We start from the raw sequence: 19628 nt of genomic DNA, 5'->3' as shown, positions 1-19628 counted from the left end.
ATCATTTTTTATAAATCTAATTAAAATAAATCTAAAAATATTCTAATAACCTCTGCTCCACCAATCATAGTACCTACTACACTACCTATATTAGCTAATACAACTACTAGAAGAATATGGGTAATTTTATTTCTCCAAAAACCTTTTAAACTGTTTATATCGTCAGATAAATTCTCAAAATCCTGTACCCTAGGTTTTTTCATAAAAGTTTCTACTAATCCTACAAACCAACCAGCAGCCAATAATGGATTTAGTGAACTTATAGGAGCAACTAAAAATGCCGTAGCTATAGATAATGGATGAGCGAAAGCTATTACAGCTCCTAACGCTGACAGGGATCCATTCCAAAGTATCCATCCAACCATTTGATCTAGAGCCATTCCTCTATTGTTATAAAATGTAAAAAGTATTATAGCTATTATAATAGCTGGTATAACCCATTGAACTGACTTACCTACTTTAGATTTAGGAGGTATAGTTGATAGTTTCTTTATATCTTGTTCTTTATGTATTTCTTCTTTAATCCCCGATACATGTCCTGCTCCTAATACTGCAACTATTTTTTCACCCGGAGCGTTTTTAATTTTATGGGAAAGATATTTATCTCTCTCATCTATTAATGCATTCTTCAATTTAGGAAAAGAATCCTTTAATTCATTTAACATAGAAGAGAGAATATCCTCAGATTTTAATTTTTCCAATTCTTCTTCAGAAATTTCCTCATCAGTGAACATACTATAAACAAGCTCTGTCATTAATTTCATTTTTCCCCATAAGCCGATTCCTCTCCAGATCCTTTGGAAAGTAATTTGAATATCTCTATCTGCTAATACGATCTCCGCATCTATATCCTTAGCTGAATTTATTGCCTGAACCATCTCTTGTCCAGGATTTATACCAAATTGCTTTGCCATCCTCTTTTGGAATGATGACATCATCAGATTTACCAAAAGTAATGTAGCTTTCTTTTGTTTTATTACAGATATTATGTCCATATCCTTCCACTTTTGTCCTTCAGTAACAGATTTATATCTCTGAGCATCTAACTCTATACATACTGTATCTGGATTTTCTCTTTCTATTATCTCTTTTACTTGCTCTGCACTTCTTTTAGATACATGAGCTGTTCCAATAAGAATTATTTCTTTATCATCTATATTTAATCGCGTAATATTCTCTTCAGACATATAATACCTCTCTTTTTCTATTTCTTAAACTCATATATCTATTATATACTTATGAAATCTTTATAACAACTTTCAATATACTAAATATATTGATTATTCTCCTACTATAAATTTCAGTTTTTTCTTTTTGACTTCAATCTCTAAAGGTGTTTGTAAATATACCTCCCCATCTGTATCTGTGCTCATATTTTCTTCTGTTCTCAAGGAAATTTTTCTAGCTTGTAAATGTTTTATCTCCTCTTCAGATACTTTATCTTCAAATGTATCCTTTTGAGTTAAATATTTAACTAATAAGGAAATCCCTGCATTATATACAATAAATATATCAAATAATCCATCGTTCATAGATATAGATTTATTCGGAACTTTTATACTTCCTACATGGTTTCCATTTACTATAATAACCATTCCTGCTTCATCTTCAATTTTTTCATTTTCAGTCTTTAATGTAAATTTAAAATTGTCATTTTCTCCCATGCTTCTTATGGTACTACTATAATAGCTTATTCTTCCCATAATATTTTTAGTGGTAGGATTCACATTTTCTGATATCTCTGTGATTAGACCTACTCCTGTAAAATTAGTAAAATACCTATCATTTACTTTTCCTATATCTACTTCTTTAGTTTTTCCCTTTAATATAGCTTTTGGTGATTGACTTAGTTTTAATGGTACATTTAATCCTCTAGCAAAATCATTACAAGTGCCTCCAGGAATTATTCCTACAATAGGAGGGTTTTGTAAATGGGCAATTCCATTTATTCCTTCATGTACTGTACCATCTCCCCCTAGAAACATTACTATTTCATACTCTTCTCCCTTTTCTTTAGTAATTTCTTCTGCATCCCCAGGATTTTTTGTTTTAATAAGTGTAAGCTCATCTATGCCTTCACTAAGGATTCCTACAACTTCACTTAGCTTCTCATTAGATTCTGTTTGCCCAGCATTTCCATTGTATATTAATAATCCTTTTTTATACATAAATTCATCTCCTATAATTTAAAATCTTATTTTTTATACCCTTATTATCCCAATATATTTATTGCCTCTATTATCCTAGGAATAATTTGTTTTTTTCTAGATACTATGCCTTCTACAAATACCCCTTGTTCTTTTGATACCTCAAAAGCAGTAGATATAAGATTGTTTATGTCACTACTATATAGTAGATATGACCCTTCCTTTAAAATATCTGTTATCAATATTAAGGTAAGAGAATATCCCCTATTATTATGTATAGTACTAATAAATTCTAAGAATTCATCTTTCCTGCTGAATATCTTATCAATATCCAAAGTAAACACTTGCCCTACTCCTACTTTATTTCCATAGAGATTAAAGTCCTTAAAATCTTTAAATACTATATCCTCTATACTCTGTCCTTCTAAGGAAGTTCCTTCTTTAAACATATTCATAGCATATTTATCTATATCCATATTTAGTATTTTATTTAATTCCTTTACAGCTCTTTTGTCTATTTCAGTGGTTGTGGGAGATTTAAGATATAAAGTATCTGATATAATACCAGAAATAAGAATACCTGCGGTTTTTATATCTAAATCTACATTAAACTCATTGAACATATTAAATACAATAGTGCAAGTACTCCCTACAGGAGTATTTCTAAAGCTTATAGGTGTGTTGGTAGATATATCTCCAATTTTATGGTGATCTACTATTTCTAATATATTTGCTTCCTCGAGTCCATTTATACTTTGACCATATTCATTATGATCAACTAATATAACATTCTTTCTATTAGGATTTAATATATGTCTCCTACCTATAAATCCAAGAAACCTATTTTCATCTCCTACTACTGGATAATTAGAATGTCTATTTGTAGCCATAATCTCCCTTACGTCATCTAAATAATCTTCTTCATGGAATTTTATTATATCTTCATTTCTCATAATTGATGTTATATAATTGCACTGATTTATTAATTTTGATGTAGTATAGGTGTCGGTTTCTACTGTTATTATTGATATATTCTTATCCTTTGCTTTATTTATATATTTAGATGGAAGTTTTCTACCCCCACTAATTATTATAAGTTCCACTCCAATATCTATAGAATATTCTATAACATCGTATCTATCCCCTACTATTACAATACTGTTTTCATTTAATATTTTTTCTTCTTTTATTGTATCAGGATAATAAGATATGACTGATATCCTTCCTTTTACTTCTCTATCTTCTCCAGTCAAAATCTTTCCTCCTAAATCCTCTATTATACTTTTAAAATCTGTTTTAAGATAATAAAAGTCTCCCTTTATAGAAGACATTGCTATATCCTTCATTGTCACTATTCCAGACAATCTACCTTTCTCATCTAGTATCGATAAGGTTCTTATATCTTTACTATCCATCATTCTGTAACCTTTAAGAATTGTTTGTGATGTTGATATAGAAGGGACTTCATCATAATTCAAATCTTTTATTTGTGTTTTTACATTGTCTAAAACTCTAGGCTTTTCTATATTAAAATACTCTAGTATAAATTCTGTTTCTTTATTTATCTCCCCTAAGATAAAGGGAGTAGTATTTAATCTAAGTTGATTCTTCAGTTTAGATAAAGCTATGGCTGACATAACTGAATCTGTATCCGGATTTTTATGCCCAAAAATATATATCAATATATTCACCTCCAAATTAAACTCTCCTATGTTTATTATACCAAAGTATATCACCTATTAATCTATAATAAAAGACGCCTTTAAAGGCGTCTTTTATTATCGTTATAATTTTCTTCAAAAGCCTAAATTAGAATATCCATGTTTATCATATTCTATATCTTGTTCAAAATTAACATTTAAATCAATGCTATCAAAATTATATACTCCATCTCCTGGCTCTTCATTATCAATAGCTGCTGCTATGGTAAATCTTCTAAATAGCTCTTCAAAATCTATCCCAGTATTAAATCCTTCTAACATCTTATTAACACTCTCTATTCCATAATCCTTATCCTTTGCTAATGCTCTAATAAAACCTTGACCATAATGATCTTTTAAGTATAGTTGTAACAAATAGGCTTGCCCATAATCAGCTAAATTCTCTGGTCCCCTCTCAACATTATAATGTTCATCCCAATCTACTAATGAATTTTCTGAATTATCTAAGAAGAAATTCACATGGCCCATAGGGTGAGTTCCAAAACAAAGATATTCTGCAAAATCAGACATTCCCTCATTAATCCATGCTTCTTCCATTGGATCATTATCATCATGAATTAAATGTTGGAACTCGTGAGCTACTGTTCTAAAATAGGTTTCTTCTAATCTCGTTTCCATACTATTTGTATCTATTGTAATAATATTTCTATCTATATAACTTTCTAATGTACCCCAGTAAAATCCTGATACAAAGAATGGATAAGATGGGTCATTATATGATTCATCAATAATGTTATCTACTAACATAATTATTTTTCCATTTTCAGAATTATAGTATCCCTCAGGTAGCCCAACCATTTCTGGTAATGGAGAATTACTTCCATCATGGAAATTAGGAGTTCCAAAGAAGTCTGTATCTTTAGGATAAATAGTCTCATCAAATACATTAGCTAATTTATCAACTTGCTCTTGAGTTACTATATCTTCAGGCTTCTCTCCATGACCATAAGATAAATCATTAGCCACCCAAATTTCTACATGTTTACCTTCACTTCTTAGAGTAAAGGTCTTAAAGTCTAAATCCCTATTTAAAAAATATTTAGTTCCTCCATCATATGTAAAGTAACTATCATTATTTTGTGATACTAAAGCTTCCATTTCAGCAAAATTGATTTCTTTTGAGTTCTTTTTTATTTTCTCTCTAGCTTCCTCTATAAAATCTTCATTCTGTTGTAGATTTCTAAGCTTAGTACCTATGTCAATTACATCTCCATATCTAGCTGTATTAAAGTCATCAGGCTGTGCATGGACTGTATTAGATTGTAATGGGATAAAGGATAGTAGTAAAGATAAACATAAGAATAGTGATAATACTTTTTTCATTAAATCTTCCCCTTCCTTTTAATAAAAGATTAAAAATTAGATAGGTACTTACCTCCTCTCTAAAATACTTTGTCCGTTTTCAGAATATTGTTACTATTATAGTATCATAAATTATTATATAAATTAACTTTAATATATATTAATATTCTATGACTTTATTACTATACTTTATGATTTTTAACATTTTTTCTTCCTTTATTAATTGTTGCATTACCTAGTACTGCTCCAGATATCCCCCCTACTATATGAGCCATTTGAGATATACTATCCTTTACAGTTACTGCATCAACTAATTCTTTACCTATAAATATTGCTCCCACAATTATTAAAGTAAGGGGTATATGACCTGCCCTTACATTAGCAAAGGAACTCAATAAGATCATCATAAAAACTATTCCACTGGCACCTATAAGACCTGTATCAAAAAGTAATGTGTTTATCACTCCTGTTATCAAAGCCGTAATTAATATCATTTTTATAAGTTCATTTGAACCATATTTTTCTTCAATCATTGGTCCTAATAAGAGTATTATTAGAAAATTACTAGAAAAATGCTGCCAATTTGCATGACCTAATATATAGCTAAATAGTCTTACATACTGCATAGGATCACTTAAAGATGTCCTAAAATTAGTAAAAAGATATCTTACAAATATATCTCCATATACTTCTTTTAGTAACAATACTCCTAAGGCTGAAAATGTAAAGGTTAAAGTAACTGGTGCATTATAATGTATTCTTCCTAATCTATCCATGAAATCATCCTTATCCTTAAAATTCTTATACTATATATTCTATATTTATTAACTATTTTCCTTTACATTATAACTAGACTATTTTAATAAATCATTAAACTTTTACCCATATAGGGATACTCTAATTGAATATAATTTTATTTTTATGTATGTTATATTTATTATCTTTAAAAAATCAAAAGAATCGGAGGATAAAATAGTCAACTACTTATCCTCTTTCATCTATGATTGGTTTTAATATATTTGAAAAAACAGATAGATAATCTATTTTATTGTTAAATATAATTTTTCCTACTTTTCCATCTATTGAATTAACAAGGGTATCTAATTTTTTATTATCTAATTTTTCTAATCCCCGTCTAAGAACTAGTGAGTTTTTATAGCTTTTCTCTAAGTCCTTTACTAGTTTTTCATAGTTTCCTATACCTAATATATCATAAGCTGCATACACTCCTGTAAGTATAGAAGTGAATTGGCCAAAGCCTAAAAAAGGCATTATACCAAAACAGTTTCCTACAAAAAAAGTATTACCTACCCTTGGTTTAATACATTTTCCTAAATAATAGTTTCTTATCTGAAAACCATCTATTTTCTTTAAGGACTGATTAAGATCTTTTCTAGCTCTCTTAATAAATACATTCCATAATTCATCCATATTTAATTCTTTATTTTCGTCATACTCTGGATAAGCTAATACTATATTTGCTTTATCATCAGATAAAGGTATAAAATATCCATACCCTTTCGGTGCAAAATCATTATTTAACCAAGCTACTGTAGTATTTTTATTAAAATTGCCTTCTACTATGGCCCCTTTAAGAGAAACTGTTAAATCTGTAGTATAATTGTTTAGCTTCTCACTATACTTCCCATCTCCCGGGGCAACTATAATATGGGTATGTCTTTCTTGTATCTCCTCATAGCTATATTTAGAATTAAATATAATCTTTCCTTTATATTGTTTCTCTAGCTGTTTTGATAGAGCTAAATTATGTCTTCCCCTCACCGATGAAAAACCAATATCTCCAGTTAATTTAGATTTATTATTAGGAGAGTGTATGACTAATTCATCTAATTTAGATATAGGTTGAAGAAATATATCCAGTTCTTCCGAAAAAAATTTAAATACATCCTTTATGGGATGAGTTTGTACATGCATGAAAATTTCACAATTAATAAATCTATCACAAACTTCTTCTCTACTTTCATAAACTATTGGATTTATTCCATGTTTTTCTAAGGTTATAGCACAGCATAACCCTGATAATCCAGCACCAATTATTCCTACATCCATAAATAATCTTCCTTTTCTTTAAGATATTATCCAATTAGTATTTGCCAAAAATGAAGGTAAAATACCTCTTAAAATTGTATATGGATTGAAATAATTCTAATAAAAATATACAATATTCATAGAGATTGGAGGATATTTATGAATATAAATAATGTATTAAAAGAATATTTCGGCTACGATAGTTTTAGAAGAGGACAAGAAGAATTGATCCAAGGAGTTATTGATGGCAATGATGTTTTAGGTATTATGCCTACAAGTGGTGGTAAATCTTTATGCTATCAAATACCATCTTTAGTTACTAAAGGAACCACATTAGTTATATCTCCTTTAATATCTCTTATGAAGGATCAAGTGGATGCATTAACAGAAGTGGGGATATCTGCCACTTACATTAATAGTACTTTAACATCTCTTCAGCTCAATGAAAGACTGCAAAATATTAAAGAGGATAAATATGAACTTATATATATAGCTCCAGAAAGACTTAATCATCAAGGATTCATAAATTTAATTAAAAATATTGATATCCCATTTATCGCAATTGATGAATCTCACTGTATCAGTAAATGGGGTCATGATTTCAGACCTAGTTATAGAGAAATTCCCAAATTCATAAGCAATCTAGAGACTAGACCGGTTATAGGCGCATATACAGCAACTGCCACCGAAGAAATAATAGAAGATATAAAGGATCTTCTAAATCTTCAAGAGCCTAAAGAGGTAATAACAGGATTTGACAGAGAAAATCTATTCTTTAAAGTAGAAAATAATATAGATAAGAGATCATTTATACTTAATTATATAAAGAAAAGAAATGATGAATCAGGAATAATATACTGTTCTACTAGAAAAGAAGTAGAGTCTTTAGGTAGTTTTTTAAATGATAAGAGGTACCATGCAAGTATCTATCATGGTGGAATGAACAAAGAAGATAGAGAAAAGGCTCAACATTCATTCATATATGATGAATCTCCTATAATGGTTGCAACAAATGCCTTTGGTATGGGGATAGATAAATCAAATGTTAGATATGTAATTCATTATAATATTCCTCAAAGCATGGAAGCCTACTATCAAGAGGCCGGAAGAGCTGGTAGAGATGGGGAAGATAGTGAATGTATACTATTATTCTCTCCTCAAGATGTTGTGAAACAGAAGTTTCTTATAGGAGAAAGTCATGTTAATCCTGAAAGAGCTTCAATAGCCTATAAAAACCTCCAATATTTAGTGGACTATTGCTATAGTCATGATTGTTTAAGGGGTAAGATATTAGAATATTTTGGTGAGGTTGATGTAATAGATAAATGTGATAATTGTAGTAATTGTACTATAGAAAGAGAGCTTAAAGATGTAACGATAGAAGCTCAAAAAATATTATCCTGTGTATATCGAATGAATGAAAAATTTGGTACCACAGTTGTTGCTCAAGTATTAAATGGGTCAAAAAACAAAAAGGTATTGAACTTTAACTTGGATAATTTATCCACCTACGGACTAATGGATAATTATACTGAGAAAGACATAAAAAATATTATTGCAATGTTGATATCCCAAGGATATTTATCGCTAACAGAGAGTAAGTTCCCTGTAGTTAGACTGACTCCTACTTCAAAAAAAGTATTAAAGGGTAATGAAAAAGTATATATGGCAGTTGACATATTTAAAGAAAACACTTCAAGTTCTGATAATTACTATAAGGATTTATTTGAAGAATTAAAGTCTCTAAGAAGAAATCTAGCTTTAGAAAAAAACATTCCACCTTATGTAATATTTCCAGATACTTCTTTGAAAGAAATGGCTTCTATTTTACCTAGTAATAAAGAACATTTTCTAAATATTAAAGGTGTAGGAGATAAAAAGTATCAAACTTATGGAGTTATATTTATGGATTTAATAAATAGATATATAGATGAAAATGATGCTAAGCCTATTTCAGAGTTAGCTTCAAGTATAACCAAAAAATCTATAGAACCTAAAGTAAAAACTCATATTGCAAGTTACAATCTATATAAAGAAGGTAACAGTATCGAAGAAATAGCTAAGATTAGAGATGTAAAAAAGGATACTATATTAACCCATTTTGTTAAATGTGAAGAAGAGGGTTTGAGTATTAATTGGGATAGTGTAGTTCAGGCCGATGTAGAAAAACAAGTATTAGAAGCTATGGATGAAGTAGGTTCTGAGTTTTTAAAGCCAATTAAAGAAATTTTACCTGCTAACATTAGCTATTATGATATAAAATGTGTTATATATAAAAAGAATTATGCAAAATAAAGCCCTGCAATATTGCAGGGCTTTATTTTTATTCAAATATTTTTTTGTACTCTTCGTAACCTTCTTTTTCTAAATCTTTCACTGGTATAAACTTAAGAGCAGCACTATTTATGCAGTATCTAAGACCACCTCTATCCTTAGGTCCATCAGGAAACACATGGCCTAAATGAGAATCACCAGTTTTGCTTCTTATTTCTTTTCTAACCATTCCATGACTTAAATCCTTTTTTTCATCTACTGACTCACTAGTAATAGGGTTAGTAAAACTTGGCCAGCCACATCCTGAGTCATACTTATCCTTAGAAGTAAATAAAGGCTCCCCAGTTACCACATCAACATATATTCCTTCTTCTTTATGCTCAAAGTATTCATTTTCGAAGGGTCTTTCTGTACCATTTTCCTGAGTGACCCTATACTGCTCCTTAGTTAACTTCTTTTTAATTTCTTCTTTAGTTGGTTTTGTGTATTTCTTATTCATTTAATCATCCTTTATTAATTATTTAACTTTATTATTGGTTTTTTCTATTTTCTTTTCCTTGGCTTCCTTTGGAGGCTTCATTTCTTTTATCTGAACTTTTATAGGAAGAATATCTAAATATACATTAGTAGCAGCATAAGACTCTCTCCCATCAATTTTTCCCCAATAACCTTGTGTATCTTCTTTTTGATTAAATATCAATTTTACTCCATTTCCATCTGTATCAAATGATAACCCCATTGATTCTTTTTCTGTATTATCAACTAAATCCTTAGTAATAGTTGGTATGACACTATTTTCTCCAAAAATATTGGTGTTTAATTCATTTCCTGAGTAATACTCATAACCTAAAGTAGTCTCTTTATCAGAATTGATAGTAAATTCTTGAGTCTTTTTATTATATTTATCTCCAGTTTCAAGATAATGTAATCTTATATCATTGGCAGATAAACGAGATCCATAGTTTTTATAAGTAGCTCCAGCAGTATCTATAATCATAACTCCTGACTCACCAATGACCTCCAACTCGTCTCCAGTCAGAACTAAAGCAGTATTTTCATCAATTCCATATCCCATATTTATTTCTCTATCAATCAGAGCTGTGATAAGTCTGCCAAATCTTCCTCTAGCTAAAAAGTGTTGATCAGTTATAGAGTTTTCTAAGAATCCTAATCCTTTAGTTAGAAATACTCTATTATCATCAGGGTCATCGTAATTATCTGTATCAGTAGTACCTTGAGTTAAAGCTCCAAAGCTTGAACCTGCTCCAATCATAGGATCTGTCATTATAGCCGCTCCTGCACTACTTCCAGCTAAAACTCCTCCATTATCATATATTTCTTTTATTGATTCCAATACCGGTCCATCTGTACCATCTTCCTGTACTAAAACTTTTACTATGTCTAATTGATTCCCACCAGTAAAAAATACTAGATCATAATTTAACATTTCTTGGGCTAATTCTTCATTAAATCCGTTTTTATCCCAAGTAGACTCATCTATATCCTCTGTAGAACTATCATCATTTATTGCTATAGGAAATACTTTAACATTTTCCTTTGGTACATTATATAAGTCTACGAAGTCACCTTTATATAATCCTCCACTTTTAGAAGGAGTACTACTTGCTGCAGGTATTATTGCAATTTTAATATCATTCTTATCTCCTGCTAATTCTATCATCTTGTTGTAGATAGCCTCATTCTCAGGATCTAATGCTCCCCCTATTATTACTAAAGATCCTTTTTCATTGTCAGAGAAACCAAATGAAGTCATACTTAAAATCATGATTGTAATAAGTAAAATGCTAATAAATTTTTTCATTTCCTATACCTCCTTATATTTTAAATATATATGGATGCAATTTTTATTCCAACATTCTCATAATCATCTTTTACCCAAAATTATAATATTAATTGGTTTAACTTCTATTGTTTTGGTTTTTCTTTTTTTATTTGGTTAACCAAAATAAGGATAACCTTTGAGAAAGGTTATCCTTATTTTCTATTTATACATCTTTTTATATATCAATGATAATATGGTATTTATCTCTTGTTCTATATTATTCTGTATATCTTTGTTTTCAATAGCATTTTCTGATATATCTAAAATATTCATTAAATGAAATTTAATTAAATTGTAATCATCTAACTTAGATATGATTTGGTTTTTCTTATAGTCTTTTTCTGAAATCATATTTTTATTAGATTTAATAAATAGCTCCTTAAAACTGTCATTTCCTTGACTATAAGATACTCCCCCACTTATATCTATATCCATATATTCGATACTTTTTATCTTATCCCTTATGGTATTTAATATATATATAGCTTTATGCTCATCACTGTTTGTCAAAATGATTATAAATTCATCCCCTCCGTATCTTATTGCTATATCTGAAACTCCAGTGGTTTCTTTTATAGCTATAGCAATATCTTGTATTACTTTATCTCCTTGGGAGGACCCTTTTATATCATTTATTTTATTTAGACTATCAATGTCTATCACAATCATACAATACTTATCAGACTGAAGAGGATTCATGATAGTTTCCTCGATTTTGTACCATAGATTTCTATTATATAATCCAGTATATTTATCAGTATAGGCTAAACTTAATAAATTGTTATTTTCTTTAGAAGATATATAGTATAGGCTAGCTATAAAATGCTTTTTAAATCCTAAATCTAATACTTCAATCTTTACGATATAATCTTTTAATACCACTATTCTATCATCTATAAGCTCTTTTTTTATCTTATCTTTATCACCTATAATATTTTTGAAATTATCAGTATCTATACTAGAATATTCTAGGTTACCTTCTTCATCAAATATAATAACAATACTATCTTCCTTTGAGAGAGCTTCTTTTATCATCGCATCTCCCCTCCCTCTTCTTTAATTATAATTAGGCCTATAGTCCTATAATACACTTAATGGAATTTTCAGTCAACTTTTTTCCAGTTTTTTCACTTTTTTATCCATAAAAAGAAAACTCCCTAGGGAGTTTTCTTTTTATGGAACTAAAGTAAATACTACAGTTTCCCATTTATCATTTTTGGTTGCTCCTAGGGAAAAACCATTAATACTAGTTCCTAATTCATAATATCCAGCTATATCTATAACTATTGTATCCTTTTCATTATACTTTTTTATGAAGTTTGTGGATTTTGCTATTTGATTCCACGATACCGCTATGTTTAATCCAGTAAAATATGATACAACATTATCTACAGATACAAATCTAGGTTTTTCATCTACGATTTTATAGGAATATTCAAAAGTTATATTTTTCCAATGAGTAAATCCAGTTAATCCATATCCTATAAAAGGAGTCCACCAACTAACACAATGCATAGAATTATATAAACCTTCTTCATTACAGTAGATATAGGTATTCATATGAGATGTTGAAATTTCAACAGTAATATTCTTCTTTTGAATATGAGTGATGTTTTCAAAAATTGTAGCAAACTTTTCTATATTCTCCTACTAGAAAAGTCCCATTCCTTATATTCACCATAAGTATCTATTCTCATATTTTCACCCCTTCTGGCAGTATCGTAACACCAACAATTTAAATAACTACTTCATTTTAATCACCTCCTATATAATTTATTTTATAAATTATATAGATAAGGTAACTTTTCCTTTAACTCTTGACTGAAAAGTAAATTTATTGTTTTAAATTAACTTTATTATATCCTTAATGGAAGTGAACATTAACTCCAAGAATTTAATATTATATATTAGGGTATTTTACGGAGGTGAATACATGAATATAACAGATTATAATAATCAAAATATAAAGGTTTGTCCCATGGGTACAGATAAGTATGTTATAGCTCCCACAGATACATTCTATAAACTAAGTAGGTTATTTAATACTACTATTGATGAATTGAAAGAATTAAATCCTGAGATTAATCCTGAAAGATTAAAAATAGGCCAAGAAGTTTGTGTACCAGTTCCTTCACTTTTACCTTGCACTGATGGAGAATTTTATACTGTTCAGGATGGAGATACTTTATACAAGATAGCTAAAGCTTATGGTATTAGTTTAGATAAAATTATCCAAAGAAATCCTTTTATAAATCCCAATTTAATTTATGTGGGTCAACAGATATGTGTTCCCTATAAGGAATAAGGGTTGAGTGCAAATCACTTGACCCTTATTCCTTATAACTTTTTTAAAAATTTTATATTTAAAAAGGATTTTCTATATATATTGTATAACTATATTATAAACAATGGAATTTTAATAAGGAGATACTATATATGAAAAGTTATAATAATATTGATAAAATAAGAATAATATCTATCCTAATTCTGTCTATCCTTATATTTATATGGATTATTTTTATAGTTAATCCTAATAATATATCATCAAAAGTACCTATTCTCGCTTATAGACATAAGAATATAGCTGATTTCATTGATGATGCAGAATATAAACTTAAAGACATTAGAAGGTATATGGAATATAGAAGGGAAAACATTCAAGGAGGGGTATATACAAGCAACAAAGAATATATAGATAATTTAAAGATCTATCAAAAGGATATAGAGAATATTATTGTATATATATCACAAAAAAATCCCCCAAAAGAATTGAGAGATTATAAAAGGCTAACTATACAATATTTAAATACTTCTAAATCTATAATTTCCTCTACATTAAGTGCATCAATAGTGTTGAATAAAGAAGATAAGGACGCTTTCATTCGTGAATCTAATCTATATATAAATGAATATAATACTATAACTAAAAAAATGAATGAAGAACTTATATCTATACTTGAAGATAAGGGTATAGACTATAAAATACATAATAATAGAATATCTTATTGGTGGAGAAACTAATTCCTCTACCTATATTTTTGTAAAATCTATATTTAAAAACCGTATATCATTTTCTATTCTTTCACTTCTCTTATCCATAAATCTCTTAGCTGATCCCTGTAAATTATTCACATCTAAGCTCCTATATATTACAGAGTAGAGTACAATTTCTCGAAGCTTTAAAAATACAGGAATTTCTTTCAACCATTTACTGTCTAAGTTATTTTCCTTGTCATACCCTTCTAAGAAATAATGTATAAATTCCTTTGATTTTTCAATATTATCAAAGCCAACATTTTCATACATTCCATAATAGAATAATGGTATAGCTATATCACTTATAAACCATTTATAACAGGAGTCATCAAAATCAAAAAGTGTGATTTTATTATCCTTGACAAAGAAATTCCCACTATGAGCATCCGTATGAATAAGACCATAGCTATCTCTATCTTTGGGAAGTTCATTTATATATTTTACTATATTTCTATATTTTTCTTTTATAATAGGTTGATTCTTAGGTATATAACTCTCTACTTCTCTATAATCATCTAGCCAATTGAATCTTTTAATGTCTGATTTTTTTGGTATATAATATTTTGTTAATCTGTGAATTTTTCCTATTACTTTACCCCATTCAATGAATATTTCAGGCTTTAAATCCTTATATTCCACATGTCTGCCTTCAGCTTTCTCAAATACTACACCTAGAAAATCCACATCCTTACTTTGAACTCTCTCAACAAAATTTCCTTCTTTTGATGATATTGCAGGAGAAACAGATAAACCATTATTATATAAATAATTAAGCCAATCCACTTCTCCTTCAATCATATTCATACTTCTTCTTTTACTATGAGATATTCTTAATATATAATCTTTATCTTTTCTATTAAATTCATAAACAAAATTCTCAAAGCCCCCTATGTTATCTAGTTCTTTTAATGAAACTCCATACCTTTTTGCAATTAAACCAAGTATCTCCTCATTAAATTTTTCTCTTATATTTTTATCCAAATATATCACCTCTTTTTAAAAATCTCTTAAATTTTTATCCCTACTCATAACTAATGCTGCTATAATAATTAAAATTCCCGATATTATAGGTATAATAAATGGTGGTAACACATCTAAGAGTAAACCTGATACTATTATTCCTAATGGAGCAATCCCACCAGCTAATGTTCCCATAGTTCCCATTACTCTTCCCATCATTTTATCGGGAGTCATTCTTTGCATGGCAACTGATATAGGGATATTTACAAATATCATGCATGCTGAGAATATTATCATTACTAAAATAAAGTATATGAAGTGTATGCTCGTGTTTAAATTTTGTAGACTTCCTATTGCAGGTATTCCAATAAAAGCAACCATTAATCCCATTATTACTGTTCCTATCACTAATATTTTAAGATTTTTTTCTCTTTCAGGAAGTTTACCAATAACTATAGATGTTATTAAAACTCCTACAGAAAATGACCCTTCAATAACACCAAATTGAGTTGAGGACATTTTCAAAGTATCATTTATTATAAAAGGCATAATAACAGCTAAGGTAGCATTTATTAAAAGATTGTATAATAATGCAAATTTCATAAGAGCATAAATTGGTTTTAATTCTTTTATAAAATCTAAACCTTCCTTGATATCCTTTAATAAAGCTTTAATACCTTTTTCATCTACTTGAATTGGTGATTCTGTAGCTAGTTCTGCAGCTAATTCTTCTTTTTCTTTACTATCTCTCATATTATATTTAAAGTTTATAAAAGATTCTGAAAATCCTGATATCAAAAAGGATATGCCATTAATAATTAAGAAAAGTTTTATAGGAACTAATCCATATATTAGACCTCCTAAAACAGGTCCCATTATAGCCGCCAAAGATGTAGAAGCTTGGGTATAAGAATTAATTTTAACTAAATTTTTATCAGAAACTAGGTTTGGTATAGCTGCTCCTATAGATACATCAAAGAAGGTATTAACTACCGCTAGAAACAAGGTTGTAGCATAAATAAATATTAATCTCAAACCATAAATAGATGATATAACTACTAGCCCTAATACTATAATACCACTCAATATATCTAACCCTACAACCATTTTCTTTCTATCTCTTTTATCAGCTAAGGATCCTGCTACTGGACTCAATAATACTCTAGGTACCATTCCCAATAATACACTGAGGGCAAACGAGAGTCCGGAACCAGTAGTCCTTAATATATATAGTGATATTGCAAAGGTATATATATGGGTACCCAGCAGAGATACTATTTTCCCTGCCAGGTATAATATAATATTTATATTTTCCTTAGGATCTCCATTATCCTTTCCATCAATCTTTTCATTCATATTTTCCATAAATCTCCCTCCTAATTATAATTTATTTAATAATGTGTTCTTATTTTCATAAGACTTATATCTATAGTTTCAATATCCTTATTAATATCTTTAATTCTTTTATTATCTTTCTTATTATACTTTTTCACTGAAATTCCTCCTTTTACCTAGTACATTTATTTGTAGTTAAAGACTAAATTAATATATTCTTATCTCTTCTAATATTATGCTAATATTATTTTTTGGGTTATATGACCTTTTTATAAACTTGTTATAATCTCTCATTATATAACCTCCTATTCTATGGAATTAAATTTAATTCAGCTTTTATTTAAATACTAATATACTTTTAATAAGTTCAATATTGTGTCTACGTTATCTTTTAGGTTATATTTATCTTCATTGTCGTTTCTATCGATCATCATAATATAATCTCCTGATCTAAATTAAATTTAATTTAACTTATTTTCTGCTTCTTATTAATAAATCATCATTCTATCAATTATTATGTCAAGGGTTTCTTTAGGCTTTTTACTGTCTTTTAAAACTTTATTATCTTTTCTACTATATTTCTTCATTACTTTCCCTCCAGTACTTAAGTTTAATTTTATTTAACTTCTACTATAAGTATATTCCTGAGAATTAATTTTGTCAACAGTTTTGTTTAATTTTATTTAACTTTTTTTGATTTTCTATTGCAGGTTTAATTTTTTTGTACTATACTATAATTAGAAATATATTATGGAGGTTAGATTATGACTACAGGAGAAAAGATTAAAACCTTAAGAAAAGAATTGAAATTAACTCAATCTCAGTTAGCTGGAGAAGAGATGACTAAAAGCATGTTAAGTCAAATTGAAAATAACAATGCTATGCCTTCAATGAAGAATTTAAGATATCTTGCTAATAAACTAGGAAGGCCCATTTCTTATTTTTTAGACGAAGACACATTAAATGAAGATATACCAGTAGATGAAATCAAAAGAAAGATGAGAAAAGCTGATGAGTATGCTAAAAGGTATGAAAAAGAAAAGGTTGTGGAAATTTTAGATGGAATTTTACAAGATTATAATATAAATGAAAAAAGCAAATTATATGCAGATATTTTATATAAAAATGGTATATGGAAATTCCCTTTAAATGAATTTGAAATTGGAGAGAAATGTCTTAGAGAAGCTGTGGAAATATACAAAGCAAACAATTTATATTCAAACGCTGCCAAAGCCTATATAGAGTTAATGGGCCCTTTTTGGCAGACTCAAGATTTTGAGAAGTCTTTAAAGATATTAGATGAAGCTTATGAAATCTATTTACAATCTACAACTGAGGATATAACTTTTCACTTAGAGTATTTATTTAATAAATCATTAGTTTTATCCACTTTAGGAAGAATGAATGAGACTTATGAATTAGTAGATAAAGCTATAGAAATCTCAAAAGAATCTGGAGTTTATTATAATACTGGAGAGTTTTATAGAATGAGAGGAAATTTAGGCATTGTGATGGAGGATTATGGAAATGTATTATATTATCTAGAGAAAGCAATGCAATTTGCCGAGTTTACAGACAATAAATTTAAGTTATCACAAGTTATCTTTAATTATGGAAATTATTATTGTGAGATTGATGAACCTAAAAAGGCCATAGAATACCTAAAGAAATCACTAGAAATTTTTCCAGACTCAAATAAGCATTTAAAACATTTATACTATATTGACTTAGCAATCTGTTATTATAAGATGGGTGAATACAAAAAAGCTCTAGAAGAAATAATAAAAACTAAATATAGTGATGTAGTATATCATAAATTTGACTATGTATTTATGTGGTCAGGTAAAGTTTATGAAGGTTTAATATTATTTAACTTAGGAGAAAGTGACAAAGCTTTGGAATCTATATATAAAGGAATAGAAATGATGAGTAAAAGAGGTAATTCCAAGCATCTAGCTTTTGCATATAAAAAATTAAGTGATATATACTCCAAATTAAATGATTATGAAAAAGCATTTAAAACTTTAAAAAAATCGGAAGAAATAACAAAAGAATTAAATGGAAATCCATTATGATAGGCAAGGGATATATCCCTTGCTTATTTCATATCAAATCCTTGTTCTTTTAAAAATTCTTTCATATGGGGCCGCAATTCATTTCCCATTTTTTTAGATATTTGATCTGTCCATCCATTTTTTATCTTTCCCTTTGTTCTTTCTATGTAGTATTCTTTCATAACTTCATCATATTCTTTAAGTTTTTCTTTATCCCCTTCAATATTATATCTGTCTTCCTTTAATATTACTTCATAAGGAAGTCTTGGCCTTAGTATAGGGTCTTGAGCTGGATATCCTAGACATATTCCAAATATAGGGTAAACATTTTTAGGTAGTTCTAATATCTTAGATATCTCTTTTGGATTATTTCTTATTCCGCCTATATATACTCCTCCTATACCTAAGGATTCTGCTGCTATCATAATATTTTGTGCCATTATAGCTGTATCCACTGTAGCTAATAAAAGTCCCTCAGTATACCCCTCCTTCATATCAACTCCGTTCATATCACAGGCTAAACTAAGTCTATTTATATCTCCACAAAATACAAGAAACTCAGGAGCTTGTTCTATATAGGGTTGATCTCCTCCTAATTTAGCTATTTTTATTCTATTGTCTTTATCCTTTACTCTAATTATTGTATATCCTTGTATAAAACTAGATGAGGGAGACATCTGTCCCGCTTCTATTATAGCTTTAAATTTATCTTCTTCTATTGGTTTATTTTGATATTTTCTTATGGATCTATGCTTATGGATAAGATTGATCGTTTCGTTCATTATATTCCTCCTTAAAATTTCTATTATACTAATAGTACCCTTAAGATATTTTTCAAAACTAATATACATTTATAATATTTATAATTCCTCCTGGGTATATTTATTATTAATAAAACTATTTAGGA

The 19628-nt window shown here is 28.5% G+C and carries 17 protein-coding genes; 4 read left to right on the top strand and 13 right to left on the bottom strand.

Features of this window, described 5'->3' with window-relative positions; genetic code table 11:
* Window positions 1-20: 20 nt before the first annotated feature.
* From GOQ27_RS11950 to GOQ27_RS11925, 6 genes are all read right to left on the bottom strand, one after another.
* Window positions 21-1187, bottom strand: coding sequence for a TraB/GumN family protein (locus GOQ27_RS11950; RefSeq protein WP_203367101.1), 1167 nt, complete (start codon window positions 1185-1187; stop codon window positions 21-23).
* A gap of 93 nt (window positions 1188-1280) precedes the next feature.
* On the bottom strand, window positions 1281-2168 hold the full coding sequence (locus GOQ27_RS11945; RefSeq protein WP_203367100.1) for a diacylglycerol/lipid kinase family protein: 888 nt from the start codon (window positions 2166-2168) through the stop codon (window positions 1281-1283).
* Window positions 2169-2212: 44 nt separating this feature from the next.
* Window positions 2213-3829, bottom strand: a complete 1617-nt coding sequence (locus GOQ27_RS11940) for a putative manganese-dependent inorganic diphosphatase (protein WP_252187826.1) — start codon at window positions 3827-3829, stop codon at window positions 2213-2215.
* Between the two features lie 114 nt (window positions 3830-3943).
* Entirely contained in the window at window positions 3944-5191 is a 1248-nt protein-coding gene (locus tag GOQ27_RS11935; RefSeq protein ID WP_203367099.1) for a hypothetical protein, read from the bottom strand.
* 161 nt (window positions 5192-5352) lie between these two features.
* A complete protein-coding gene (locus tag GOQ27_RS11930; RefSeq protein WP_203367098.1) occupies window positions 5353-5946 on the bottom strand; it encodes a rhomboid family intramembrane serine protease in 594 nt (197 codons plus the stop codon).
* Between the two features lie 208 nt (window positions 5947-6154).
* The gene (locus tag GOQ27_RS11925; RefSeq protein ID WP_203367097.1) at window positions 6155-7240 is read right to left on the bottom strand and encodes an NAD(P)-binding protein; all 1086 of its coding nucleotides are present in this window, start codon (window positions 7238-7240) and stop codon (window positions 6155-6157) included.
* 138 nt (window positions 7241-7378) lie between these two features.
* Here GOQ27_RS11925 and recQ point away from each other — a divergent pair, with 138 nt between their 5' ends.
* Entirely contained in the window at window positions 7379-9514 is a 2136-nt protein-coding gene (gene recQ / locus GOQ27_RS11920; RefSeq protein ID WP_203367096.1) for a DNA helicase RecQ, read from the top strand.
* 28 nt (window positions 9515-9542) lie between these two features.
* Here recQ and msrB read toward each other — a convergent pair whose 3' ends face one another.
* The 4 genes from msrB to GOQ27_RS11900 all read right to left on the bottom strand — a co-directional run bounded on the left by msrB (window position 9543) and on the right by GOQ27_RS11900 (window position 12851).
* A complete protein-coding gene (gene msrB / locus GOQ27_RS11915) occupies window positions 9543-9992 on the bottom strand; it encodes a peptide-methionine (R)-S-oxide reductase MsrB (protein ID WP_203367095.1) in 450 nt (149 codons plus the stop codon).
* 18 nt (window positions 9993-10010) lie between these two features.
* Entirely contained in the window at window positions 10011-11315 is a 1305-nt protein-coding gene (locus tag GOQ27_RS11910; protein WP_203367094.1) for a cyanophycinase, read from the bottom strand.
* Window positions 11316-11495: 180 nt separating this feature from the next.
* The gene (locus GOQ27_RS11905; RefSeq protein ID WP_203367093.1) at window positions 11496-12371 is read right to left on the bottom strand and encodes a GGDEF domain-containing protein; all 876 of its coding nucleotides are present in this window, start codon (window positions 12369-12371) and stop codon (window positions 11496-11498) included.
* Between the two features lie 138 nt (window positions 12372-12509).
* The gene (locus tag GOQ27_RS11900; RefSeq protein ID WP_203367092.1) at window positions 12510-12851 is read right to left on the bottom strand and encodes a hypothetical protein; all 342 of its coding nucleotides are present in this window, start codon (window positions 12849-12851) and stop codon (window positions 12510-12512) included.
* A 418-nt stretch (window positions 12852-13269) separates the two neighbouring features.
* Between GOQ27_RS11900 and GOQ27_RS11895 the strand changes: the two genes are divergently transcribed.
* Together GOQ27_RS11895 and GOQ27_RS11890 are read left to right on the top strand one after the other, a co-directional pair.
* Window positions 13270-13641, top strand: a complete 372-nt coding sequence (locus tag GOQ27_RS11895; protein WP_203367091.1) for a LysM peptidoglycan-binding domain-containing protein — start codon at window positions 13270-13272, stop codon at window positions 13639-13641.
* Between the two features lie 131 nt (window positions 13642-13772).
* The gene (locus GOQ27_RS11890; protein ID WP_203367090.1) at window positions 13773-14357 is read left to right on the top strand and encodes a hypothetical protein; all 585 of its coding nucleotides are present in this window, start codon (window positions 13773-13775) and stop codon (window positions 14355-14357) included.
* Between the two features lie 9 nt (window positions 14358-14366).
* On the opposite strand, the gene GOQ27_RS11885 is transcribed toward GOQ27_RS11890, so the two are convergent.
* Window positions 14367-15353: a phosphotransferase enzyme family protein gene (locus GOQ27_RS11885; RefSeq protein WP_203367089.1), complete on the bottom strand. Its 987-nt coding sequence runs from the start codon at window positions 15351-15353 to the stop codon at window positions 14367-14369.
* A 15-nt stretch (window positions 15354-15368) separates the two neighbouring features.
* A complete protein-coding gene (locus GOQ27_RS11880; protein ID WP_203367088.1) occupies window positions 15369-16697 on the bottom strand; it encodes an MFS transporter in 1329 nt (442 codons plus the stop codon).
* Window positions 16698-17431: 734 nt separating this feature from the next.
* Between GOQ27_RS11880 and GOQ27_RS11875 the strand changes: the two genes are divergently transcribed.
* Window positions 17432-18742: a helix-turn-helix transcriptional regulator gene (locus tag GOQ27_RS11875; RefSeq protein WP_203367087.1), complete on the top strand. Its 1311-nt coding sequence runs from the start codon at window positions 17432-17434 to the stop codon at window positions 18740-18742.
* Window positions 18743-18765: 23 nt separating this feature from the next.
* On the opposite strand, the gene nfsA is transcribed toward GOQ27_RS11875, so the two are convergent.
* Entirely contained in the window at window positions 18766-19503 is a 738-nt protein-coding gene (gene nfsA, locus GOQ27_RS11870; protein ID WP_203367086.1) for an oxygen-insensitive NADPH nitroreductase, read from the bottom strand.
* Window positions 19504-19628 lie beyond the last annotated feature (125 nt).

Source organism: Anaeromonas frigoriresistens, from assembly GCF_016820655.1.
GTDB lineage: Bacteria > Bacillota > Clostridia > Tissierellales > SIT17 > Anaeromonas > Anaeromonas frigoriresistens.
Note: the sequence above shows the minus strand (reverse complement) of the source record. Positions and strands in the feature narration are given on the sequence as shown.